General features: G+C 69.5%; 17 protein-coding genes and 3 pseudogenes. 11 read left to right on the top strand and 9 right to left on the bottom strand.

Features of this window, described 5'->3' with window-relative positions; genetic code table 11:
* Positions 1 to 55 precede the first annotated feature (55 nt).
* A pseudogene (locus ABZ862_RS37130) lies at positions 56 to 1,595 on the bottom strand (hypothetical protein).
* Between the two features lie 457 nt (positions 1,596 to 2,052).
* On the opposite strand from ABZ862_RS37130, the gene kdpF reads away from it, so the two are divergent.
* The 6 genes from kdpF to ABZ862_RS37100 all read left to right on the top strand — a co-directional run bounded on the left by kdpF (position 2,053) and on the right by ABZ862_RS37100 (position 9,988).
* Positions 2,053 to 2,142, top strand: a complete 90-nt coding sequence (gene kdpF, locus ABZ862_RS37125; protein WP_016434100.1) for a K(+)-transporting ATPase subunit F — start codon at positions 2,053 to 2,055, stop codon at positions 2,140 to 2,142.
* 7 nt (positions 2,143 to 2,149) lie between these two features.
* Positions 2,150 to 3,814 carry a potassium-transporting ATPase subunit KdpA gene (kdpA, locus tag ABZ862_RS37120; RefSeq protein WP_360968624.1) on the top strand — a complete coding sequence of 555 codons (1,665 nt, stop codon included), beginning with the start codon at positions 2,150 to 2,152 and terminating at the stop codon, positions 3,812 to 3,814.
* Positions 3,811 to 5,949, top strand: a complete 2,139-nt coding sequence (gene kdpB, locus ABZ862_RS37115; RefSeq protein WP_360968621.1) for a potassium-transporting ATPase subunit KdpB — start codon at positions 3,811 to 3,813, stop codon at positions 5,947 to 5,949. The genes kdpA and kdpB overlap by 4 nt, the downstream gene beginning before the upstream one ends.
* A 5-nt stretch (positions 5,950 to 5,954) precedes the next feature.
* Positions 5,955 to 6,623: a potassium-transporting ATPase subunit C gene (locus tag ABZ862_RS37110; RefSeq protein WP_360968618.1), complete on the top strand. Its 669-nt coding sequence runs from the start codon at positions 5,955 to 5,957 to the stop codon at positions 6,621 to 6,623.
* A gap of 136 nt (positions 6,624 to 6,759) precedes the next feature.
* Positions 6,760 to 7,443 (top strand): response regulator, encoded by a 684-nt coding sequence (locus ABZ862_RS37105; RefSeq protein WP_360968615.1) that lies wholly within the window; start codon positions 6,760 to 6,762, stop codon positions 7,441 to 7,443.
* 1 nt (position 7,444) lies between these two features.
* Complete coding sequence (locus ABZ862_RS37100; protein ID WP_360968612.1) at positions 7,445 to 9,988, top strand: sensor histidine kinase KdpD; 2,544 nt, start codon at positions 7,445 to 7,447, stop codon at positions 9,986 to 9,988.
* A 202-nt stretch (positions 9,989 to 10,190) separates the two neighbouring features.
* Here the strand turns inward: ABZ862_RS37100 and ABZ862_RS37095 are convergent, their stop codons facing one another.
* The gene (locus tag ABZ862_RS37095) at positions 10,191 to 10,943 is read right to left on the bottom strand and encodes an SDR family oxidoreductase (RefSeq protein WP_360968610.1); all 753 of its coding nucleotides are present in this window, start codon (positions 10,941 to 10,943) and stop codon (positions 10,191 to 10,193) included.
* 187 nt (positions 10,944 to 11,130) lie between these two features.
* Here ABZ862_RS37095 and ABZ862_RS37090 point away from each other — a divergent pair, with 187 nt between their 5' ends.
* The gene (locus ABZ862_RS37090) at positions 11,131 to 11,961 is read left to right on the top strand and encodes a helix-turn-helix transcriptional regulator (RefSeq protein ID WP_360968607.1); all 831 of its coding nucleotides are present in this window, start codon (positions 11,131 to 11,133) and stop codon (positions 11,959 to 11,961) included.
* 170 nt (positions 11,962 to 12,131) lie between these two features.
* On the opposite strand, the pseudogene ABZ862_RS37085 reads toward ABZ862_RS37090, so the two are convergent.
* Positions 12,132 to 12,263: pseudogene (locus ABZ862_RS37085) on the bottom strand (alanine racemase); the annotation flags it as partial.
* A 7-nt stretch (positions 12,264 to 12,270) separates the two neighbouring features.
* Positions 12,271 to 12,867 carry a TetR/AcrR family transcriptional regulator gene (locus ABZ862_RS37080; protein ID WP_360968604.1) on the bottom strand — a complete coding sequence of 199 codons (597 nt, stop codon included), beginning with the start codon at positions 12,865 to 12,867 and terminating at the stop codon, positions 12,271 to 12,273.
* Positions 12,868 to 13,145: 278 nt separating this feature from the next.
* Between ABZ862_RS37080 and ABZ862_RS37075 the strand changes: the two genes are divergently transcribed.
* Positions 13,146 to 13,313, top strand: a complete 168-nt coding sequence (locus tag ABZ862_RS37075; RefSeq protein ID WP_360968602.1) for a hypothetical protein — start codon at positions 13,146 to 13,148, stop codon at positions 13,311 to 13,313.
* A 511-nt stretch (positions 13,314 to 13,824) separates the two neighbouring features.
* Here ABZ862_RS37075 and ABZ862_RS37070 read toward each other — a convergent pair.
* The 4 genes and pseudogenes from ABZ862_RS37070 to ABZ862_RS37055 form a co-directional block, all read right to left on the bottom strand.
* Entirely contained in the window at positions 13,825 to 15,192 is a 1,368-nt protein-coding gene (locus tag ABZ862_RS37070; protein WP_360968599.1) for an MFS transporter, read from the bottom strand.
* An 811-nt stretch (positions 15,193 to 16,003) separates the two neighbouring features.
* The gene (locus tag ABZ862_RS37065) at positions 16,004 to 16,690 is read right to left on the bottom strand and encodes a type 1 glutamine amidotransferase domain-containing protein (RefSeq protein WP_360968596.1); all 687 of its coding nucleotides are present in this window, start codon (positions 16,688 to 16,690) and stop codon (positions 16,004 to 16,006) included.
* A gap of 122 nt (positions 16,691 to 16,812) precedes the next feature.
* Entirely contained in the window at positions 16,813 to 17,649 is an 837-nt protein-coding gene (locus tag ABZ862_RS37060) for an alpha/beta hydrolase (protein WP_360968593.1), read from the bottom strand.
* A 103-nt stretch (positions 17,650 to 17,752) separates the two neighbouring features.
* Positions 17,753 to 18,243: pseudogene (locus ABZ862_RS37055) on the bottom strand (amino acid ABC transporter substrate-binding protein); the annotation flags it as partial.
* 150 nt (positions 18,244 to 18,393) lie between these two features.
* On the opposite strand from ABZ862_RS37055, the gene ABZ862_RS37050 reads away from it, so the two are divergent.
* Both ABZ862_RS37050 and ABZ862_RS37045 read left to right on the top strand, forming a co-directional pair.
* Complete coding sequence (locus tag ABZ862_RS37050; RefSeq protein ID WP_360968590.1) at positions 18,394 to 20,055, top strand: cellulase family glycosylhydrolase; 1,662 nt, start codon at positions 18,394 to 18,396, stop codon at positions 20,053 to 20,055.
* Positions 20,056 to 21,241: 1,186 nt separating this feature from the next.
* Positions 21,242 to 21,376: a hypothetical protein gene (locus ABZ862_RS37045; RefSeq protein WP_360968587.1), complete on the top strand. Its 135-nt coding sequence runs from the start codon at positions 21,242 to 21,244 to the stop codon at positions 21,374 to 21,376.
* Positions 21,377 to 21,387: 11 nt separating this feature from the next.
* On the opposite strand, the gene ABZ862_RS37040 is transcribed toward ABZ862_RS37045, so the two are convergent.
* Positions 21,388 to 21,528: a hypothetical protein gene (locus ABZ862_RS37040; protein WP_360968584.1), complete on the bottom strand. Its 141-nt coding sequence runs from the start codon at positions 21,526 to 21,528 to the stop codon at positions 21,388 to 21,390.
* Between the two features lie 100 nt (positions 21,529 to 21,628).
* Here ABZ862_RS37040 and ABZ862_RS37035 point away from each other — a divergent pair, with 100 nt between their 5' ends.
* Positions 21,629 to 22,285 carry a hypothetical protein gene (locus ABZ862_RS37035; protein ID WP_360968581.1) on the top strand — a complete coding sequence of 219 codons (657 nt, stop codon included), beginning with the start codon at positions 21,629 to 21,631 and terminating at the stop codon, positions 22,283 to 22,285.
* Positions 22,286 to 22,616: the final 331 nt, after the last annotated feature.

Genomic DNA, 22,616 nt, shown 5'->3' with positions numbered 1-22,616 from the left:
ATCGGGCGGTTCTTGGCGGGATCTTGACACGGTGGCCGGACCTGAGAGCCGGGGTTCAGCCGACGTGGACGCGGGGAGGGAGCCGCCACTCGGGCTCGGCCTCGCGCAGGACCTCACGGGTGATCGGAGCGACCTCGCCCTGGCCGAAGAGGAAGAAGCGCAGGAAGTTCGTGAGCGGGTTGCCCTCGGTCCGGTGGAAGTAGCTGTGGGGGATGCGGCCGGTGGTGTCGCGGATGTGGAGGAGGAGTGCGGCCAGGGCGTTGGGGACGGAGGAGGACTCGACCGTCAGGACGCGGCAGCGGTGGTGCAGGACCGCGCCGCGGACCGTCAGGCCCGTCTCGAACTCCGAGGGATCGGTGACCGTGACCTCGACGAAGACGAAGTCGTCCTGCTCCGGCATGTCCTTGTCCGCCCTGAGCTGTTCGAGCCGGTCCCGGTATTCGGCCAGGTCGCGTCGGACCGGCTTGTCGGCGATGAAGCGAACCTTGCGGCTGGCGATGTCTCGGACGAATCGTTCCGCCTGGTCGTCGAGCTGGATTCCGGTCACGCGCAGCTCGAACGAGCGGGCCAGCCGGGAGGTCAGGGAAACCAGCATGATGCCGACGATGAAGCAAGCGCCGATCTTCACACCGTCGGGGCGCTCCATGACGTTGGCGACGGTCACGTGGAGCAGGATGACCGAGACGGCCGCGAAGCCGACGGTCCAGCCCTGCTGGGCGGCTCCGCGGGCGGCGGTGGTGAGCAGCTTCCTGGTGTCGTGGATCCGGTCCTTCGGCTGCTCCTCCGTGTCACCGGGATCGCCCTCGACGTGCGGCATTACCGCGACGCCCGTCTCGAAGCCGGACAGGCCCAGGGCGAGCTTCGGGAAGACGAGCAGAACACCCCGATCATCGCGAAGACACTGCCGTGCTCGGCGCTCAGAGCGCTGGTCCAGTCCGTCACCAGGTGACCTGCGGTCAGCACGTGCCACAGGCAGGTGATCACCACCACGGCGTTCAGGCCGAGATGTACGGCGACCAGGACCACCGCGACACCGATCGCCTCCGGAAAGCCCTTGAGGAACACCGCGCCGAGCAGCGCGATCAAGAGCAGTGTGATGACCACCTGCCGACCGTGGAGGACGCTGGTCAGGTGCGGGTTCTCCACCAGGTGGGTGGCGGCGTCGGCGGCCGACAGGGTGATGGTGATGAGGAAGTCGGTGGCGGCGAAGCCCAGCAGCGTGAGCACGAACAGCTTGCCCTGCCAGAACGACAGCAACCGCTCCGGCATCGCGATGGAGCCCTCACCGTGCGGACTCTCCTCCGCCACGCGCCGGTACACCGGCAGGGCACCCGCCAGGGCCACGACCACAAGGACGACAGTCGCGACCGGTGACAGCAGGCCGGCGGCCAGGGCGGCGATTCCGGGCCGGTGGCCGAGGGTGGAGAAGCAGTCGACGCCCGTCAGGCACATCACCCGCCACCGGTGCCGGCCCTTGTGCGCGGGTTCGGGCCGGGTGCCCGGAGCGTTGTGTCGGGCGCTCCTGCCCGTGTCGGAGAGCCTTCCGGAATCCAGGCACGCAGGCCACTGGGAGGAGGGTGTTCGTTCGTGGTCACCGGCGTTCTCCCGATGCGCTGTTCGGCGCGGGCTCCGGCCATCACGCGGACGGCCGCACCGGCGTAAGCAGAGAGTGACGCCCGGGCTCACGGAAGAGTGCTCCATCGCCGTCAAGACCCCATCAAGAGCGATCACAGCGTGCCGAAGGCGGAGCGGGTGATCGCATAGCGGGCCGTCGTCCGTGTTCCGCGCGCTGATGCGACTGGCGCGCTGGTGCCGACGCTCTTCCACGAGCCGGTACGGGACCGGACCGTAAGAGACCCGTCAAAACGGCGGGGACCGCCGTCACAGGGCCGTTAAGGCCGGCCGGATCCGGCCGATGAGGCGGTTTCCTCTAACCGTCCGTCTTCGTCGAACCTCACTCCGGGAGCTCACGATGGCCGATCTGGCCTTCGTCGTCACCGTGGCCGCGTGCTTCGCGCTGGTCGCCCTCGTCGCCAGGGGGGTGACGAAGCTGTGACCGCCGAGAACATCGTCGGCCTGGTCGTGGCCGTCGCCCTGCTGGGCTATCTCGTCCTCGCCCTGATCTTCCCGGAGAGGTTCTGAGACAGACATGGGTCCGGTACTCGCGGGCGTCCTCCAACTGATCGCCCTGACAGGAGCCCTGGCGCTCGTGCACGTGCCCGTCGGCACCTACATGGCCAGGGTCTACTCCTCCGACAGACACTGGCGTGTCGAGAAGCGGATCTACAGGCTCATCGGTGTCGATCCCGACACCGAGATGCGCTGGACCGCGTACCTGCGCGGGGTCCTCGCGTTCTCCGCGGTCAGTGTCCTCTTCCTGTACCTGCTGCAGCGGATCCAGGGCATTCTGCCGGGGTCGCTGCGGTTCTCCTCGGTCGACCCGGCGCAGTCGTTCAACACGGCCGTCTCCTTCGTGACCAACACCAACTGGCAGTCGTACGCCGGCGAGCAGACCATGGGGCACGTCGTGCAGACCGCCGGTCTGGCCGTGCAGAACTTCGTCTCCGCCGCCGTCGGCATCGCCGTCGCGGTGGCCCTGGTGCGCGGCTTCGCCCGCTCACGCACCGGTGTACTGGGCAACTTCTGGGCCGACCTGGTCCGCGGCACCCTGCGGATCCTGCTGCCGGGTGCGGCCGTCGCCGCCGTCGTGCTGGTGGCGTGCGGGGCGATCCAGAACTTCGCCGGGATCCACGAGGTCGGCCAGTTCGTGGGCGGCTCCCAGCAGTGGAACGGCGGGGCGGTCGCCTCCCAGGAGGCCATCAAGGAACTGGGCACCAACGGCGGCGGCTACTTCAACGCCAACAGCGCCCACCCCTTCGAGAACCCGACCCCCTTCACCAACCTTTTCGAGATCTTCCTGATCCTGCTGATCCCGTTCGCTCTGACGCGCACCTTCGGCATCATGGTCGGCTCGGTGAGGCAGGGCTACGCGATCCTCGCCACGATGGCCGCCATCTGGGTGGGCTTCGTCGCCCTGATGATGTGGGCCGAGTTCGCCCACCACGGCCCGGCCTCACAGCTCGCGGGCGGGGCGTACGAGGGCAAGGAGGTCCGCTTCGGCGTCGGCTCCTCGTCCGTCTTCGCGGTGTCCACGACCCTGACGTCGACCGGGGCGGTGAACTCCTTCCACTCCTCGTTCACCGGGCTCGGCGGCGGGATCGCCATGCTCGGCATGATGCTGGGCGAGATCGCGCCCGGCGGCACCGGCTCCGGCCTGTACGGCATGCTGATCATGGCTGTGATCGCGGTGTTCATCGCCGGTCTGATGGTCGGCCGTACGCCCGAGTACCTGGGCAAGAAGATCGGCTCCCGCGAGATCAAGCTGGCGGCCTGCTACCTCCTGATCACGCCGGCGCTGGTGCTCGTCCTCACCGCGGCCTCCATGGCCCTGACCACGCCGCCCCGCTCGATGCTCAACTCCGGGCCGCACGGCTTCTCCGAGGTGCTGTACGCCTTCACCTCGGCGTCCAACAACAACGGCTCGGCCTTTGCCGGACTGAACGCGAACACCGACTGGTACAACACCATGACCGGCCTGGCCATGCTGTTCGGCCGCTTCCTGCCGATGATCTTCGTATTGGCGCTGGCCGGCTCACTCGCCGGCCAGAAACCGGTCCCGGTCACCGCGGGCACCCTGCGCACCGAGAAACCGCTGTTCACCGGCCTGCTGGTGGGCGCCGTCCTGGTCATCACCGGCCTGACCTACTTCCCGGCCCTCGCCCTGGGGCCGCTGGCCGAGGGGTTGGCGTCATGACCACCCGTACACAGAAGCACGAGGACCCGATGCCCCCAGCCACTGCGGCCCTGGCGCCGCACAGTGACATTCCCACCGGGCGCAAGTCCACCACAGGACGTGTCGGTGGGGGTCTCTTCGACCCGAGGCAGCTTGTGAAGTCGCTGCCGGACGCCTTCCGCAAGCTCGATCCGCGGGTGATGGTCACGTCGCCCGTGATGTTCGTGGTGTGGATCGGCTCGGTCCTCACCACCGTCTTCTCCGTCAAGGACCCGGGCGACTGGTTCGGCTGGGCGATCAGTGCCTGGCTGTGGCTGACCGTGGTCTTCGCCAACCTCGCGGAGGCGGTCGCCGAGGGCCGGGGCAAGGCGCAGGCCGACACCCTGCGCAAGGCCAAGACGGACACCGTGGCCCGCCGTCTGCTTCCGGACGGCACGTCCGAGGAACAGGTGCCCGGAACCGGGCTGAGGATCGGCGACCTGGTCGTCTGCGAGGCGGGCGACATCATCCCCGGGGACGGTGACGTCGTCGAGGGCGTCGCATCGGTCGACGAGTCCGCGATCACCGGCGAGTCGGCGCCGGTCATCCGGGAGTCCGGCGGCGACCGCTCGGCCGTCACCGGCGGCACGAAGGTGCTGTCCGACCGGATCGTCATCAAGATCATGACGAAGCCGGGAGAGACCTTCATCGACCGGATGATCGACTTGGTGGAGGGCGCCGCCCGACAGAAGACGCCGAACGAGATCGCGCTGAACATCCTGCTGGTCTCGCTGACGATCGTCTTCCTGCTGGCATGCGCCACGCTGCCGCCCTTCGCGGACTACGCGGGCACGCATCTGACGACGGTCGTACTGGTGGCGCTGCTGGTGTGCCTGATCCCTACCACGATCGGCGCGCTGCTGTCGGCGATCGGCATCGCGGGCATGGACCGGCTGGTGCAGCGCAACGTACTCGCCGTGTCGGGCCGTGCCGTCGAGGCGGCCGGTGACGTGTCCACGCTGCTGCTGGACAAGACCGGCACCATCACCTTCGGCAACCGCCAGGCCGCCGAGTTCGTACCGGTGCGCGGCGCGACCGAGGCCGAGGTCGCGGACGCGGCCCAGCTGTCGTCACTGGCCGACGAGACACCCGAGGGCCGCTCCGTCGTCGTGCTGGCGAAGGAGAGGTACGGGCTGAGGGAGCGCCACCAAGGCGAGCTGGCCGACGCCAAGTGGATCGCCTTCACCGCCCAGACCCGTATGTCCGGCGTGGACGTGGGCGGACGCAAGGTCCGCAAGGGCGCGGCCGGGTCGGTCATCGCCTGGGTCAAGGAGGCGGGCGGGGCGGTCTTTGAGGACGCGGACGGCATCGCCGACCGCATCTCCGAGGCGGGCGGCACGCCGCTGCTCGTCGCCGTCGAGGACGCCGAGGGCGCCCGCGTGCTGGGTGTCATCCACCTCAAGGACGTCGTCAAGAACGGGATGCGGGAGCGGTTCGACGAGCTGCGCCGCATGGGCATCAAGACCGTCATGATCACGGGTGACAACCCGCTGACGGCCAAGGCCATCGCCGAGGAGGCGGGCGTCGACGACTTCCTCGCCGAGGCCACTCCCGAGGACAAGATGGCGCTCATCAAGCGGGAGCAGGCAGGCGGCAAGCTCGTCGCGATGACCGGGGACGGCACCAACGACGCGCCCGCTCTCGCGCAGGCGGACGTCGGAGTGGCGATGAACACCGGTACGTCGGCCGCCAAGGAGGCCGGCAACATGGTCGACCTCGACTCCGACCCGACCAAGCTGATCGAGATCGTCGAGATCGGCAAGCAGCTGCTGATCACGCGCGGCGCGTTGACCACCTTCTCCATCGCCAACGACGTCGCGAAGTACTTCGCGATCATCCCGGCGCTGTTCGCGGCCGTGTACCCGGGCCTGGACAAGCTCAACATCATGGGGCTGTCCTCACCGGACTCCGCGATCCTGTCCGCCGTCGTCTTCAACGCGCTGATCATCGTCGCGCTGGTGCCGCTGTCCTTGAAAGGCGTGCGGTACAAGCCGGTGGGCGCCGACAAGATGCTGCGGCGGAACCTGACGGTCTACGGCATCGGCGGACTGATCGCACCCTTCATCGGCATCAAGCTCATCGACCTGCTCGTCTCCCTCATCCCCGGAATCGGCTGATCGCCATGAACACTTCCGTGTCCCGCACCGTCCGGTTGCTCGGCGCGGGCCTGCGCGCCCTCCTCGTGCTGACCCTGGTGACGGGTGTCGTTTACCCGCTCGTCGTGACGGGTGTGGCCCAGGCGCTGTTCGGCAACAAGGCGAACGGCTCCGAGATCAAGGCGCACGGCAAGGTCGTCGGCTCGTCCCTGATCGGGCAGTCGTACAACCTGCCACTGAAGAAGGGACACAAGATTCCCGGCCCCGACCTGAAGTGGTTCCAGGGCCGTCCGGCCGACGGGCTCGGCAGCAACAGCGCCAACACCCGGTACCGGCTGCTGCTGTCCGGCGCGACCAACCTCTCCGCCGACAACAAGCACCTCATCCAGCAGGTGAAGGACGCGAAGGCGGCCGTCATCAAGGACAACTCGGTGCCCGGCTACACGGTCGAGGCGGCCCAGGTGCCGGCCGACGCGGTCACGTCCTCCGGCTCCGGCCTCGACCCGGACATCTCCCCGCAGTACGCGAAGATCCAGATCCACCGGGTCGCCGCGAAGAACGGCCTGCCCGTCGCGCAGGTGAACAAGCTGGTGAGGGACCACACCGAGGGCCGCACCCTCGGCTTCATCGGCGAGCCCCGCGTGAACGTCCTGGAGCTCAACATCGCACTCCAAGACCTTCTGGCGAAGCGCTGACAGGACGACGCGACATGCGCGCAAGCCGGCGGCCGGAAGCCGGCCCGGATCCTGGTCCGCAGGCTCCCCCCAAGGACCCGGTGGCCTCGCGTCCGGCGCCGACCGGCCCGACGCACGACAGGAAAGGCGCACACCCATGACCAGGGTGCTGGTGGTGGAGGACGACCCGCAGCTCGTAAGGGCCCTCGTGATCAACCTGCAGGTTCGCGAGTACGGGGTCGACGCCGCGCCCGACGGGACGACGGCCCTGCGGCTGGCCGCCGCCCGCCAGCCCGACGTGGTGATGCTCGACCTCGGACTGCCCGACATGGACGGTATCGACGTCATCAAGGCGCTGCGCGGCTGGACCCGGGTGCCGATCCTGGTGCTGTCCGCCCGGCAGGCCTCGGAGGAGAAGGTCGCCGCGCTCGACGCGGGCGCCGACGACTACATCACCAAGCCGTTCAGCATGAACGAACTCCTCGCCCGGCTGCGGGCCTCGGTCCGCCGCACCGAGGACACATCGCTCCTGCCCGAGACGGCACTCGTCGAGACCGGCGACTTCAGCATCGACCTGCTCGCCAAGAAGGTCGTCCGGCAGGGACGGGACGTGCGGCTGACCCCGACCGAATGGCACCTGCTGGAGATCCTCGTGACCAACCCGGGACGACTGATCACACAAAACCATCTTCTTCAGGAGGTGTGGGGCGTCTCGGGGAGCGACAAGACCAACTACCTGCGGGTGTACATGGCTCAGCTGCGCCGCAAACTGGAGACCGACCCCGCGCACCCCCGCTATCTGATCACCCAGCCCGGCATGGGTTATCGCTTCGAAGGATGACATGGCACGCGGAAAGCTCCGGATCCACCTCGGCGCGGCACCCGGCGTCGGAAAGACCTACGCCATGCTGTCCGAGGCCCACCGCAGGATCGAGCGGGGCACGGACTGCGTGGTCGCCCTCGTGGAACACCACCACCGGCCACGCACCGAGGTGATGCTGCACGGCCTGGAACAGATCCCCCGCCAGGAGATCGAGCACCGGGGCGCCACCTTCACCGAGATGGACGTGGACGCCGTCCTGCGGCGGGCCCCCGCCATCGCGCTGGTGGACGAACTCGCCCACACCAACGTCCCCGGCGCGCGCAACGCCAAACGCTGGCAGGACGTCGAGGAACTCCTGGCCGCGGGGATCGACGTCGTGTCGACGGTCAACATCCAGCACCTGGAGTCCCTCGGCGACGTGGTGGAGTCGATCACGGGAGTCCGGCAGCGCGAGACCGTCCCGGACGAGGTCGTACGCCGTGCCGACCAGATCGAGCTCGTCGACATGTCCCCGCAGGCACTGCGCCGCCGTATGGCACACGGCAACATCTACACCGCGGACAAGGTCGACGCGGCCCTGTCCAACTACTTCCGCCCCGGCAATCTGACCGCCCTGCGCGAGCTCGCGCTCCTGTGGGTGGCCGACCGGGTCGACGCCTACCTGACCGAATACCGCAGCGCACATCACGTCTCGACCATCTGGGGCTCGCGTGAACGGATCGTGGTCGGCCTGACCGGCGGTCCCGAGGGGCGCACCCTCATCCGCCGGGCTACGCGACTGGCCGAGAAGGGCGCCGGCGGCGAGGTACTGGCCGTCTACGTCTCACGCAGCGACGGCCTCACCGCCGTCTCCCCGAAGGAACTCGCCCTCCAGCGCACCCTCGTCGAGGACCTGGGCGGCACCTTCCACCAGGTCGTCGGCGACGACGTCCCCGCCGCGCTGCTCGACTTCGCACGCGGGGTGAACGCCACCCAGATCGTCCTCGGCGTCTCGCGGCGCAGAAGCTGGCAGTACGTCTTCGGACCGGGCGTCGGCGCCACAGTGGCCCGGCAATCCGGTCCCGACCTCGACGTCCACCTCATCACGCACGACGAGGCCGGCAGGGGCCGCGGCCTGCCGGTGGCACGCGGAGCACGCCTCGGGCGGACCCGGGTCGTGTGGGGCCGGCTCGTCGGCGTGCTCGGTCCCGCTCTGCTCACCTTCCTGCTGACCAGCGCCCTCCCGGGCCTCGGCCTCGTCAACGACATGCTGCTGTTCCTCGCTCTGACGGTGGCGGCGGCCCTGGTGGGCGGGCTGCTGCCCGCCCTGGCGTCCGCGGTGGCCGGCTCGTTGCTGCTCAACTGGTACTTCACGCCGCCCGTCCACACCCTGACGATCGCCGACCCGAAGAACATCGTCGCGCTCGCCGTCTTCGTCGGGGTCGCCGTGTCCGTGGCCTCGGTGGTCGACCTCGCCGCCCGCCGGACCCACCAAGCGGCCCGGCTGCGCGCCGAGTCCGAGATCCTCTCCTTCCTCGCGGGCAACATCCTGCGCGGCGAGACCAGCCTGGAGGAACTGCTGGAGCGGGTACGCGAGACCTTCGGCATGGAGTCGGCGGCCCTGCTGGAGCGGGCCGACGAGACCGATCCGTGGACCTGCGCCGGCAGCGTGGGACCGGGGCCCTGCCAGGATCCCGACGACGCGGACGTCGACGTACCGGTCGGCGACCACATGTCCCTGGCACTCTCCGGCCGTGTGCTGCCGGCCGCCGACCGCCGGGTGCTCGCCGCCTTCGCCGCCCAGGCCGCCGTCGTCCTCGACCACCAGCGCCTCCAGCAGGACGCCGACCGGGCCAAAGAGCTGGCCGAGGGCAACCGCATCCGCACCGCGCTGCTCGCCGCCGTGAGCCACGACCTGCGCACTCCCCTCGCGGGCATCATGGCGGCCGTCACCTCCTTGCGTTCCGACGACGTCCAGTGGTCCGAGCAGGACCGGGCAGACCTGCTGGAGGCCATAGAGCTGGGAGCGGACCGCCTCGACCACCTGGTGGGCAACCTCCTCGACATGTCCCGCCTGCAGACCGGTACCGTCACGCCGATCACCCGTGAGACGGACCTCGACGAAGTCGTCCCCATGACACTCGGCGGAGTGCCCGAGAACACCGTGGAACTCGACATCCCGGAGACCCTGCCCATGGTGTCCGTCGACCGGGGGCTGCTGGAGCGTGCCGTCGCCAACATCGTCGAGAACGCCGTCAAGTACAGTCCACCCGACAAAAACGTCCTCGTCTGTGCCAGCGCCATCGCCGATCGCGTCGAGGTACGCGTCGTAGACCGAGGCCCCGGCGTCCCCGACGACGCCAAAAACCGGATATTCGAGCCCTTCCAACGCTTCGGCGACTCACCGCGCGGCAACGGCGTCGGACTCGGCCTCGCCGTCGCCCGCGGCTTCGCCGAAGCCATGGGCGGCACCCTGAACGCCGAGGACACCCCCGGCGGCGGCCTCACCATGGTCCTCAGCGTGCCAACGGCACCACGGCACACACAGAAGACCCCCAACCCGCCGACCATGGCCACGCCCTGACAGGCAGGAACCCACGGCATGCCGAGCGTCGAGCGGCGCGCCGGTCACCGGTGTCCACGATCAAGGCAGAGGGCCCAAGAGGTCGGTGCCGCGTGGAGCGGGCGCACCCACACCCCCACCACGCGGCGCAAGGACGCCGGGAGAAGACCGTGACCACGTTCCCAGTCCTGTCCAGACGGTCCGGGACCGCTCGAACAGGGCGTCAGACCTGGCCGTATCCGCCGTCCACCTGATAATCGGCGCCGTTGACATGGGAGGCCGCGTCCGAGGCGACGAAGGCGATGACAGCGGCGACCTCCTCCGCGGCACCGGCCCGGGTCATCGGGGTCCCGGTGCCCATCCTGGTGAAGAACGCCTCGCGTTCCTCCGGGGTAGCGGCCAGTTGTGCGATGCCGGGCGTCTCCGTCGGGCCCGGGCTCACCACATTCACCCGGATCCCGCGCGGCGTCAGCTCAAGGGCCCAGGTGCGGGCGAGGGCGCGGACCCCGGCCTTGGAAGCCGCGTAGACACTCTGCCCGCGCGATGCCTTGTGCGCGGCCATCGAGCCGGTGAGGACGACGGCGCCACCGTCGGCCAACAGCGGCAGCGCCTTCTGGACGGTCATGATCGTCCCGGTGATGTTGACGTCGAAGACCGTCCTGATGACGTCCTCCGTGATCGATCCCAGCGGTGCGGCCGCAATCGCCGCTGTATTGGCGACCAGCACGTCCAGCCGGCCACTGCACCGCCCGACCTCCGCGAAGAGCCGGTCGAGGTCGTCGGCCGAGCGCGAGTCGGCCCGGACCCCGATGACATCACCCGGTATGTCCGCAACCGCCGCCGTCAGGGCGCCCTGGTCCCGGCCCGTGATGTAGACCGTGCCACCCCCTTCAGCGATCTTCCGGGCGGTGGCACGGCCGATGCCGGCACTCCCGCCCGTCACGACCGCGACCTTGCCGTGGAAAGCGTCACTCATCGAATTGTTCGTCCATTCGTCCTGGAAAGTGTCCTGGAGAAACGTCCTCGAAGACGTCCCGGGGAACGCCCTGAGAAACACAGGCGGTACGAGCCTGCGCCTCTCCCCCTCACCGGTGCCAAGAGCGCGCTGATACTGGTACTGACACCACCCGGCCGAGTCCTCACGCCTCTGGCACAGTGAACATGTGTCGACGAGCGTGAACCGGGCTGAACTGCGAGAGTTCTTGCGCTCCCGACGCGCGCGGGTTGCTCCCGAGGATGTCGGCATGCCACCCGGCGTCCGTCGGCGCACCCCCGGACTGCGCCGCGAGGAGGTCGCCCATCTGGCCGGCGTCGGCATCACCTGGTACACGTGGTTGGAGCAGGGGCGGCCGATCAACGTCAGCTCCCAGGTACTCGACGCGGTGGCCCGCACGCTGTTCCTGGACGCCGCCGAGCGCGACCACCTCTACCGTCTTGCCGGAGTCCCCCAGCCCCCGGTCACCAGCGATCCGCCGACCGAGATCCCCGGCGACCTCGACACCGTCCTGGAGACCTTGGACCCGCTGCCCGCCATGCTGGTCGACGCCCGTACCGACGTCCTGCGCTGGAACCGGGCATACGCAGCCCTGCACCCCGCGCTGGTCAGTGCTCCGCCCGGCGAGCGAAATACCGTCTGGCACCTCTTCGCGGCACCGGAGGGCCGGCACCACATCGTCAACCGAGACAAGCAGGCACCCGAAGCCGCGGCAGGGCTCCGCTACCGCTACAGCCAGAACCCGGGCGACCCGCGATGGCAGGACCTCATCACCCGTCTGTGTGCCGCCAGCTCGCTGTTCTCCCGGCTCTGGGCCACGCACGACGTCGCTCCGCCACGCCTGTGCAACAAGCGCTACGACGTTCCGGGCATCGGCGAAGTGAGTCTGCGTGCCACCGGCATGGAGCTCACCGACTGCCCCGGCGTCCGCCTCGTCGTCCACACCCCCGACGACGAGCGCAGCCGCAGGAACATCGACCGCCTGCTGCTCCGGGCGTGAATCTCCGGGTGAACGAACGAGAGACGGCCGTGATGCGCCAGTTCAACGGCTGGTGTGCGGCTTCGGGCCGCGTCGGTGGGGATGGCGGCTGTGCCAGGGTGACGGTGCAGCGCCAGCACTGTCGTACAAACAGTGCGCCGACGATGACGACGGTGAAGACGCCTTGCAGCCGACCACGCATGGCGTATCGGGGCGTCGAGGCCGGCCCGGCGCAGTTCGAGTGCTTCGGCCGTGGTGCACACGCCGAGCCAGGTCGCCCCGGCGTCGAGTGCCGCGCGGGGGACGTCGATCGCGCCGTGCCCGAGCGCGTCAGGGGAGCAGAAGTCGGCGAGTCATCGCCGTGGTGGTGTCCAGAGGCTCGAGGCTGCGGTGGATCTTGGCCATGACGCTGGCGCCGAGCCACATGTCGTAGAGGATCTGTGCCGTTTCGCGGGGTGTGCCGTCGATCGCGATCGACCCGTCCGAGAGGCCGCTGATGATGACCCGCTCGAGCCGCTCGACGATTGCTCCTGTTCCCTTCTTGAGGGACAGTCGCATCGGCTCGGAGAGGTCGGAGACCTCGGCTCCGAGCTTCACGGCGAGACACTTGCCCTGGCACTCGTCGAAGCTCTGCGTCTCCCGCCACATCCGCCAGTAGCCCATCAGGTGTTCGGCGGCGGACTGGCCGGGCTGCGACAGGACGCGGTCCATGTCGGCAAGGTATGCGTCGAAGTAACTCTCCAGCAGCGCCTCACCGAAGGCGTCCTTGGAGCCGAAATAATGGTAAAAGGACCCCTTGGGTACGCCCGCCTCCGCGAGCACCTCGTTGAGACCGACCGCGGAGTAGCCCTTGTGGGCCATGATCCGCTGGGCGGCGTCGAGGATGTTCCGACGGGTGTCGGCACTCCGGGTTCGGGTGACTGGCATGGTGGCAGTCTACCACCCAAATAGACCAGTCGTCTTGCGGCTTGCGTTCGTCTCGCACAATGCGGTCACGTGTCTCCGCCTCCGGGCTCCGTCCGCCCGCTCCGGGACCGTGGAGACCCGCTCGTCCCATCGATCCGCCCACTGATGAATCCACACGGCGCCCGGATGCTCGTCGTTCCGCTGCGCAGGCGCGAAAGGTACGGATATGCGGGCATGAGCAGTGATCTTCGTCTTGTCGACGACCACGGCCGGAACGGAGTGAAGGGCGTGCCGGGCTGATGTCACCCCACTCGAGCTGTTGTTCCCTCTCGATCGCCACCCGCGCTGAAGTCCGCGAGGCGCAGCAGCTGCGCCACGACGTGTTCACCGCCGAGTTCGGCACTCAGTTGTCCGCCCTGGCCGGCGGACTCGACGCGGACGCCTTCGACGAACACGCCGCCCCCTGAGCCTGCTCCGTTGTGACGGACCCCATCGGCACAGTGGTCAGACTGCCCATGCGGTCTCGTGTTCGGCGGGACCGCGGTAGCCGAGGCTGCTGTGCAGACGGTGCAGTGGTAGCAGCCCTCGACGAAGTCGAAGACCGTGGTGCGGGCGGCGGCCCGGCCGGGCCGAGCCGGGAGACGGCGCCGAGCGGCCCCCTCTCGACGGGGGCGTAGAACGACTCGGCGAGTGCGCTGCCCCAGCAAGGTCGGGTGCGGCCGACCGACAGACGCACTCCCAACCGGTGCGTCAGCAAGGCCGACTGCCGGCTGGTGGACCGGGCGGATCCAACCGGCGGTGACAGCCATGAGACGCCTGGAACGGCAAGCGTCCGGCGATCGTGAAGCTGTGGCGGAACGCCTGGAGGAGTCCACTCCGTTCCTCCGCTTCGACACCCGGATCTGCCGCATCGTCCGCACCACCAACGCATACGGAGGGAGCCGGAAGGCAGACTCGGAGCGCCATGTCCGGATGGGGTCAGGCCCCGGTGCGGGATGCCCGTCGCACAGGCCAGGCGATCAGGCTCATCGCCAGGGCAGCGACCGCGAGCGCCGAACCGGCCACCAGGACGGATGCCGGGTTCCAGAGCTTGCCCAGCACCTGTACGAGTACGGGGAAGGCGAATCCGATGTAGGTGAGGCTGTAGAAGACGGCGATCACGGTCGAGATGTTCCGCGGGCCGGCGAGCGACTCCGCGAGCTGAAGACCACTCACCAGCAGAAGACCGTAGGCCGAACCCAGGACAGCGGCCGTCACCCCCAGGAGGACCAGCGAGCCGGTGGCGACGGTGAGCGCCGCGGCGAGCAGCCCGGCGATCACGGACGCCATGCCTGCGCGGAACGGTGCCGCCGCGGAGCGCAGGGCCAGGCGCCGCGCCCATGGCTGTACCCCGATACCACTGCCCAGGGTGACGGCGGCGACCACACCACCGCCGACGGCGCCGTACCCGCCCAACGGTACGAGGACGGGGAGCGCCGCGAGTGACACGGTCGCGGCCCCGAAGACCCACGGTGCCGTCGGAAGCACCGCGGTCAGGAAGAGGCGGCTCGTCAGGACCTTCCTCGCCCCGTCGCCGTGGCGGACGGAGCGGCTGTCCCGTCCGGTGGCGGGCAAGGCAGCCGCCGGAGCGCGCCACACCACCGGCAGTGTCAGTGCCACCAGGGCGATGTGCACCAGGTAGGCGGTCGTCTGGGGCGAGGGCAGCCACTGGACGATGACACCGGACAGCAGCGGTCCGGCGGCGAACCCGGCGGTCAGCGCGACCGCCGAGCGCCGCGCTCCCGCCCCCGCCGCCTTGGCGGTGTCGGACAGTTCCTTGATCCATGCCGTTCCCGGCCCGAACGCCGAGCCCGCGCTGATTCCCACGATGATCCGTCCGGCCAGGATCGTGCCGAACGCTCCGCCGGAGAACAGGATCACCGCCGAGCCGAGCGCGGACAGCAGCAAGGCGGCCAGGAGAACGCGCTGCCGGCCGAGCCGGTCGGAGAGCCGGGCCATCACCAGCAGGGCCGGTACGAGGCCCAGCGCGTAGGCCCCGAAAAGGGCGTTGACCTGGGCACTGCTCAAGTTCTCGCGGTAGACCTGCAGGACGGAGGCGAACATGTTCGCTCCCCATCCGACCGTGAACACGGCGGACGCTGGCCGTCTCCACGCGCTCTGCGCGATCACCGCTGAGGTGACCGCGGCGCCTTTCGCCTTGCCCGGCGCGCCTTCCGCCCCGCTCGCTCCGGCTCCGGCTCCGGCTCCGGGAAGCCGTACGCCGCGGTCACACCTGCTGCCGTCGGGCCGCAGTGCGGGAGAGGAGAGGTGCCGAGAAGGAATGGCGGTGATCTCTGGAGTACCCATGGCCACGACAGTAGCGGGGAGTAGACCAGTCGTCTAGAGAGATTCCGATTCCTGGACCCGCCTTGACCGTCCGAGTGGAGAAACGGTGCCGGTTCAGCGCCGCCGTCCCGCACACGTGAGGGGGATACTCCGTCAGCGGGACGGCGCCCCTCCTGGGCGTCCGTCGGCGCGATGGACGGGACCCCTCGGCACGAGGCGCGGAAACGGGGCGGCGCGCCCACGACCAGTGCGTAGCGGACGGATCGGAGCTTCCTGATCCCCGCCGGCCAAGTCCCCCACCTCACCCGCGTGCTCGGGTGAAGGCGGCGACCGGTTCGGTGCGGGTCGTCTCGGCAGCCGGCAGGACCAGGCGGCGGCCACCGCATGGAGCACGGACCGGACGTTCGCGCCCTGACCGCCGCAGTCGGTCCTCCGGCGTGACAGCCGCGGCAGCGCGGACGCCGGCCCACGCGCTCGCGCCGCACCGGGTGAACCGGTACGAGTCGGCCCACGTCACGGAGAAGCCGGCCAGCGGGCCGGGAGAGGACTTCGATGACAACACCGGCAAGGACACGGGAGAGCGAGCCCCACGTCGCGCTCAGCCCGCCGGCCGACCCGAGCTGCACCCCTGTCGCCGTCCCGGGTGAGGGAGGCGGCGGCGTCACCCTCCTCCCGAGATGAGTGCGACGTCGACCGTCGGCCGTCGGCCAATCAGCCGAGCGCACCGGCGCGGCGGTGCTCCACCCTCATAGAGCCGCCGGCCCATCGGATTCAGTCCGATGGGCCGGCGGTGTCGAGGGCGCGGTCGGCGGCAGCAGTGCCGCTGGGTGTGTCAGGCGTGGACGGCGGTGCGCTTGATGAGCGCGTCGGCGGCGGGTCCGGAGGAGGCGGGGTTCTGGCCGGTGACGAGGAGGCCGTCCTGGACGACGTAGGGCTGCCAGTCGCCGATCTTGGAGTAGAGGCCGCCGAGCTTGATCAGCTCGTCCTCGACGAGGAAGGGGACGATGTCGGTGAGGGCGACGCCGTCTTCCTCGGAGTTGGTGAAGCCGGTGACGTTCCGGCCCTGGACGAGGGGTGTGCCGTCCTCGTTGAGGGTGTGGCGCAGGACGCCGGGGGCGTGGCAGACCAGGGCGAGAGGCTTGCCGGAGCGCAGGGTGGTCTCGATCAGGCGGATGGAGTCGCTGTCCTCGGCCAGGTCCCACAGCGGACCGTGGCCGCCGGGGTAGAAGACGGTGTCGTAGTCGTCGGCGACGACGGAGTCCAGGCGCACGGTGTTCGACAGCGCCGCGGTCGCTTCCGCGTCGGCCTCGAAGCGGCGGGTCTGGTCCGTCTGGTTGGCGGGCTCGTTGCTCTTGGGGTCCAGCGGCGGACGGCCGCCCTTGGGAGAGGCGAGGGTGATGTCCCAGCCGGCCTCCTTGAACCGGTAGTAGGGTGCGGCCAGTTCCTCCAGCCAGAACCCGGTCTTGCGGCCGGTGGTACCCAGCTCGTCGTGCGAGGTCAGGACGATGAGAACCTTCATGATCATGCTCCTGGTGATGAGATGGTACAGGACGAGTAGACCGGTCGTCTATGAGTAGCCGGAAGCGACCGGAGGCGGCAGAAGGTGCGGTGCGTCAATTCGGCTGTCGCCGGGCGTGGGGTTCAGCGGCCGAGGAAGGCGAGCAGGGCTTCGTTGACCTCGGCGGTGTGGGTGGTGAGGAGCCCATGGGGGGCGCCCTCGATCTCGATGTACTGGGCGCCGGGCAGGGCCCTGGCGAAGCGCCGGCCGGTGGCGTCGATGGGCAGGGTGCGGTCGGCGGTGCCGTGGACGATCAGGGCGGGCACGTCGATCTTCGGGATGTCGGCGCGGAAGTCGGTGGGCCAGGTGAGCGGGGCGGCCGCGGAGGCGATGGCCCCCGATCCGGCGGCGACGTTCCACGCGTTGCGGACCGCGCCCTCGCTGACCCGGGTGCCCAGGTTCTCGTCGAGGTTGAAGAAGTCGTTGTAGAAGTCGGTGAAGAACGCGTACCGGTCCTTCTTCACCGCCTCGGAGACACCCTCGAAGAAGGACAGAGGCGCGGCGCCGTCCGGGTTGTCGTCGGTGATCTCCAGGAACGGTTCGAGACTGGCCAGGAACACTGCCTTGGCGACACGTTCCGAGCCGTAGGCGGAGAGGTAGCGGGCCACTTCGCCGGTGCCCATCGAGAATCCGACCAGTACGGCTTCCCGCAGATCCAGCGTCTCCAGGACCGTGTGCAGGTCGGCGGCGAAGGTGTCGTAGTCGTAACCGGTCGAGGGCTGGCTGGACTTGCCGAAACCCCGGCGGTCGTAGGTGACGACCCGGTAGCCGGCGTCGAGCAGCGCCGACGTCTGCCCCTCCCAAGAGGTGCCGTCCAGGGGATAGCCGTGGATCAGCACCACCGGCTGACCGTTCCCCTTGTCCTCGTAGTGCAGCTCGATGTCCGTGCTGTTCTCCGTGCCCACCTTGATGCGCCCCATGACATTCAGCCTCTCCGTAGCGTGTGCCGCGTTCCGACATCCAGAACTATACGACTGGTCTACTCGGAGGTCAACCGGGCGGGCAGCGGCGTCGGAAGGTTCAGATCGGCCCCGCCGGCTCCGGGTGGCCGACCAGCAGGAGGAGCGCCGTCGCGCCGTGGTCGACGAGCGCGTCGCGCAAAGCCTCGGGGTGGGCGCGTTCGTGTCGAGTTCGACGACGGTGCCGCCGTGGGGAGCGAGGTGGTCCCGCGGGACGCGGGTTCCGAACGCCCGGTAGACGCTCGGCTGCGTCGTCACCGTGATCCGGCGTCGGTCCGCGCCGAGAGGGAAGTCCGCGTGGACCCGTCAGGTGTGGGACTGGGCCGGGGCCAAGCGCGCGGCCCGCTCCGTCGGCTCCTCGGTGAGCGCGTCGAGCACCGCGGACGAGCAGGGGAACGGCAGACCGAGGACATCGGCCCGGGCGGCGGCCGCGCGGGCGACGACGCAGTGGCAGTCGCCCATCACGGCGGCCGCGTCCAGGGCCGCCAGTTCGTCCACGGTCCCTGCGGTTCGATCCGGATCGGCCGCGGAGTCCCGGACCACCGGCTCCGGTTTCGGAGCGGAGCCGGGAGGTGCCTTCGGAGCGTTCAGGTGGCGGAGCCTCTGCGGCATCCCTTGACGTGCCGGTGAGGCGATGGCTACATGGGAGCGCTCCCACACTTTCCATTCCGCCCCAGCTTCTCGGCGCTCACTCTAGGAGCCGTAGTGAGAACACCAAGACGCACGGCACGGAAACACCCGGTCGCTCACCTGCTGACCGTACTGGTCACTCTCCTCGGGGCCGTCGCCCTCGGCGTCCTCTCCCCGGCCGGCGCGCAGGCCGCGTCGCCGGGTGCCGCCGCCACCGGCCTCCACATCAGCAACGGCCGCCTGGTCGAAGGCAACGGCAACGACTTCATCATGCGCGGCGTCAACCACGCGTACACCTGGTACACGGGCCAGACCCAGTCGTTGGCCGACATCAAGGCACTGGGCGCCAACTCCGTCCGCGTGGTCCTGTCCGACGGCCACCGCTGGACCAGGAACAGCCCCGAGGAAGTAGCCGGCATCGTCGCCCAGTGCAAGACCCTCCGGCTCATCTGCGTGCTGGAGGTGCACGACACCACCGGATACGGCGAGGATTCCGCAGCCGGCACCCTCGATGAGGCGGCCGACTACTGGATCGGCCTCAAGAGCGTCCTCACCGGCGAAGAGAACTACATCATCATCAACATCGGCAACGAACCCTGGGGCAACACCGACCCCGCAGGCTGGACCGCACCGACCGTCGCCGCCGTCCAGAAACTGCGCGCCGCCGGGTTCCAGCACACGATCATGGTGGACGCGCCCAACTGGGGCCAGGACTGGCAGGGCGTCATGCGTGCCAACGCGCAGTCCGTCTACAACGCCGACACCACCGGCAACCTGATCTTCTCGATCCACATGTACAGCGTCTTCGACACCGCCCAGGAGATCACCGACTACCTCAACGCCTTCGTCAACGCCAAACTGCCCATTCTCATCGGCGAGTTCGGCGGTCCCGCAGACCAGTACGGCGATCCGGACGAGGACACCATGATGGCCACCGCGCAGCAGCTCAAGCTCGGCTACCTGGCCTGGTCCTGGAGCGGCAACACCGACCCGGTCCTCGACCTGGCGATCGGTTTCGACGCCACCCACCTCAGCGCCTGGGGCCAGCGCGTGTTCAACGGCGTCAACGGCATCGCCCAGACCTCCAAGGAAGCCACCGTCTACGGTGGCGGCACCTCGAACGACACACAGGCCCCGACTGCCCCCGGCACCCCGACGGCCTCAGCCGTGACAGCCACCTCTGTCGCGCTCAGCTGGACCGCCGCCACCGATAACGTTGCCGTCACCGCCTACGACATCGTTCGCGTCAGCGGCACCACCGAGACCACGGTCGCCGCCTCCACCACCAACAGCGCCGTTGTCACCGCTCTCACCGCCGACACGGCTTACACGTTCGCGGTCTACGCACGTGACGCGGCCGGGAACCGCTCGGCCCGTTCGGCCACGGTGAACGTCACCACCGCCACGGCGCCCAGCGTGAGCTGCTCCGTCGGCTACCGCGTCGTCGGCGAGTGGCCGGGCGGCTTCCAGAGCGAGATCACCATCCGCAACACCGGCACCACCGCCATCAACGGCTGGAAGCTGGTCTTCGCCTTCGCCGACGGCCAGACCGTCAGCAACATGTGGGGAGGTACGCCCGCTCAGAGCGGCGCCACGGTGAGCGTCACCCCCGCCTCGTACACCTCCACCATCCCGGCCGCGGGTTCGGTCGCCGTGGGCTTCCTCGGCACCAAGGGCGGTTCCAACTCCTCTCCGAGCACCTTCACCCTCAACGGCAGCACCTGCGCCACCGCCTGACCGGTCCCCCAGGGCCCGCAGAACACGGTCACGGCCCGGGCACGCCTGCCGGCGTGCCCGGGCCTTCTGCCTCCCGCGCGGGCCGCCGTCGACCGTGGGCCGACGGGACGGGCACGCCCCGGCGACGGCCCGAGGTCTGCGTTGGGCGATCGTCCGGGAGGCCGGACCGAACGGTCACGATGCGCCGCGGGACCGGAAGCAACCTCCTGACACGGGAGACACGGGAGACACGGGAGACGCAGGGGCGTGTGACTGTCCGCCGTCTCCGATGAGAGCGGGCATCACATGCAGCCCAAGCGCGGCCCGGGATCGGGATCGTCGTGGTCCGCGCCGTAGACGCGGCCGTGCAGCAGCTGCTCATCGCCGTACCCGCGCTCGGCCTGTCTGTGTCGGTCGGCCACTGTCTCTCAGTGGGGCCGGATGACCTGGTGGAGTGACGGTCCACGACTCGCGGGGGCCCAGATGACCGTGCGTGCAGCGATCGGCGTCGGCCCCGAACGGCTGGACGAGACCCCCGGCTGCGGTTCACCGGCATCCGGGAGGCGGTCGCACAGTCCTCATGGACTCCGCCAGACGTGATCGTCCTCGGCGCGCGCAGGAGCACGGTCGAGCCTCCGCCCCCTACCACTGCGGGATCACCGCGGCAATGCGACAGTGAACCATGAGCCGTCACCGACGCCCGCCGCGGCGGGCCCCGTGGATAGCGGGCGCCGCCGCGGTTCTCGTTCTCGGCGGCACCGGAACGTGGCTGTTGCTGACATCTGACGGGAACACACCCGGCTCAGCGGCGACGGCTCCGAGCGCACTCCCGTCAAGAGCGGGACCGTCGGAAACACCCGAGCCGCACCTCCCCACCTCAGCGACCTCGACACCGCCGGCGACACCCGGACCGACCGCGACCACGGCAGCCCACTCCCCCCAGCCGGTGCCCTCCACGGACCGCCCGACGACCCACCCGGCGACGGCCGGCCCGCATACCCCCCAGCCACCGCCGCCGACGCACACGTCCCCTCCTCCCCCGCGTCCTCATCCGGCGACGCGGCCCTCCGAGACCACGACGCAACCGACGCCGACCGCCTCGACTCCCCTCCCCGGGCCACCGACATCAACACCTCGCCCTGAAAGGAGTGGGCCGGTCACCACCACGTGGTACACGTCCCCTGCCGCTGTCGCCGCCGCACAGCGCATGGCCCTGGCCGAAACCGTCGGTGACCCCGCATGCTCCCTGGCCTCGGCAGGTCCGCCCGACCCCGGCCTCGTACCCCCCGTGGGCCGGATCGGTATCGGCAACGCGGGGAACTACTGGTGCCTGATCTGGTGAAGGAGACAAGCTCAGGACGTCTCGTTACGGAGATCGACGGGCGGGCCAAGGCCGTGTTCGGGGCCGAGGTCGAGAGTGAAGACGTCGTTCGGCAGGAACACCAGGCTCAATCCGTCCGTACCATCCACCAAGATACGGAACAGCAGTCGCACTCCCGCCGTCACCCGGCGCCAGGCACCGGACCGGTCACCTCCGGCAGGCGGCTCTCCAGCCCCCGACCCATTCACAGCCCCCAGTCACAGGAGGAGTTCGATGTCTACCGACACGGCCACCACCGGCCTGACAGACCAGTACCGCTCACGAGTGGCCGCCGACCTGGAGACCAACGGCCGCGAACAGGAGCGTCTCACCACCGAGATCGCCGCTCTGCAGAAGCAGCTGAGCGTGCTGCAGCACGAGCAGTCGGTTCTGACACACGTCCAGGAGGCACTCGGCACCGCCCCACAGGCGCAGACCCTCGCCGCCGACGACAGCCCGGTTCCCCCGCCTCGCAGGAGGACACCCGCCTCTCCCGCATCCCACAAGGCAACACGAGCGAAGAAGCCAACCGGCAGGAACGACAAACCGACCAGGAAAGCCGTGCCAAAGAAGGCTTCTGCCGCGAAACCGGCTGTCACCACACCCACGTCGTCGCAGCCGACGCTGGTCGAACTCGTCCACGACCACCTCGCCCAGCACCACGAGCCCCGCTCCGCGGCCGAGGTCGCCACATCACTCGACCAGGCCCACCCCGACCGCGGCATCAAGACCACGGTCGTGCGCAGCACCCTGGAAGGACTCGTCGCCAAGAACCGCATCCAGCGCACCCGGCAGGGCAGCTCCGTCTTCTACAGCGCCCCCGCGACCCAGACCGACGACACCCCGGCCCAACCCCGGCAGAGTGCGCCCGCCGAGCCGACGGGCAGCTGAGCCGCCGACCTCACACCGCGGGGATGCCGGCGCGCTGAAGAGGGAAGCCGACTGAAGAACGGCGACCGGGAAGGCCGAGGCACAGGCTGCGCCTTCGGGTACGCCTTCGGGCCGGCAGTCCCCCGCCGTGTCGGGCCGCGTTCGAAGGCCGACGTCGCCCCTCCGCGGAGGCGCGTCGAAGGTGACGATGGTTCCGGTCAGGTCGACAGACTCGAGCAGGGGCTGGAAGTGCGCGGTGTAGGGTCGGCCGCGCGGCGAGGTGCCCAGGTGATCTGGTCCTTTTCCGCGCGGCCTCCCTCCGAACTCACCGTGCGAGTTTCCCCGCAGTGAG

It is taken from the genome of Streptomyces sp. NPDC047000, assembly GCF_040644295.1.
GTDB lineage: Bacteria > Actinomycetota > Actinomycetes > Streptomycetales > Streptomycetaceae > Streptomyces.
This window is presented reverse-complemented; position numbering and strand designations above follow the sequence as displayed.

What these genes read in the sequence shown, in the direction of transcription:
- kdpA (WP_360968624.1), top strand. Translation starts at nt 2,150, where the DNA reads ATGGGTCCGGTACTCGCGGGCGTCCTCCAACTGATCGCCCTGACAGGA.
- kdpB (WP_360968621.1), top strand. Translation starts at nt 3,811, where the DNA reads ATGACCACCCGTACACAGAAGCACGAGGACCCGATGCCCCCAGCCACT.
- ABZ862_RS37110 (WP_360968618.1), top strand. Translation starts at nt 5,955, where the DNA reads ATGAACACTTCCGTGTCCCGCACCGTCCGGTTGCTCGGCGCGGGCCTG.
- ABZ862_RS37105 (WP_360968615.1), top strand. Translation starts at nt 6,760, where the DNA reads ATGACCAGGGTGCTGGTGGTGGAGGACGACCCGCAGCTCGTAAGGGCC.
- ABZ862_RS37100 (WP_360968612.1), top strand. Translation starts at nt 7,445, where the DNA reads ATGGCACGCGGAAAGCTCCGGATCCACCTCGGCGCGGCACCCGGCGTC.
- ABZ862_RS37095 (WP_360968610.1), bottom strand. Translation starts at nt 10,943, where the DNA reads ATGAGTGACGCTTTCCACGGCAAGGTCGCGGTCGTGACGGGCGGGAGT.
- ABZ862_RS37080 (WP_360968604.1), bottom strand. Translation starts at nt 12,867, where the DNA reads ATGCCAGTCACCCGAACCCGGAGTGCCGACACCCGTCGGAACATCCTC.
- ABZ862_RS37075 (WP_360968602.1), top strand. Translation starts at nt 13,146, where the DNA reads ATGTCACCCCACTCGAGCTGTTGTTCCCTCTCGATCGCCACCCGCGCT.
- ABZ862_RS37070 (WP_360968599.1), bottom strand. Translation starts at nt 15,192, where the DNA reads ATGGGTACTCCAGAGATCACCGCCATTCCTTCTCGGCACCTCTCCTCT.
- ABZ862_RS37065 (WP_360968596.1), bottom strand. Translation starts at nt 16,690, where the DNA reads ATGAAGGTTCTCATCGTCCTGACCTCGCACGACGAGCTGGGTACCACC.
- ABZ862_RS37060 (WP_360968593.1), bottom strand. Translation starts at nt 17,649, where the DNA reads ATGGGGCGCATCAAGGTGGGCACGGAGAACAGCACGGACATCGAGCTG.
- ABZ862_RS37045 (WP_360968587.1), top strand. Translation starts at nt 21,242, where the DNA reads ATGGCCCTGGCCGAAACCGTCGGTGACCCCGCATGCTCCCTGGCCTCG.
- ABZ862_RS37035 (WP_360968581.1), top strand. Translation starts at nt 21,629, where the DNA reads ATGTCTACCGACACGGCCACCACCGGCCTGACAGACCAGTACCGCTCA.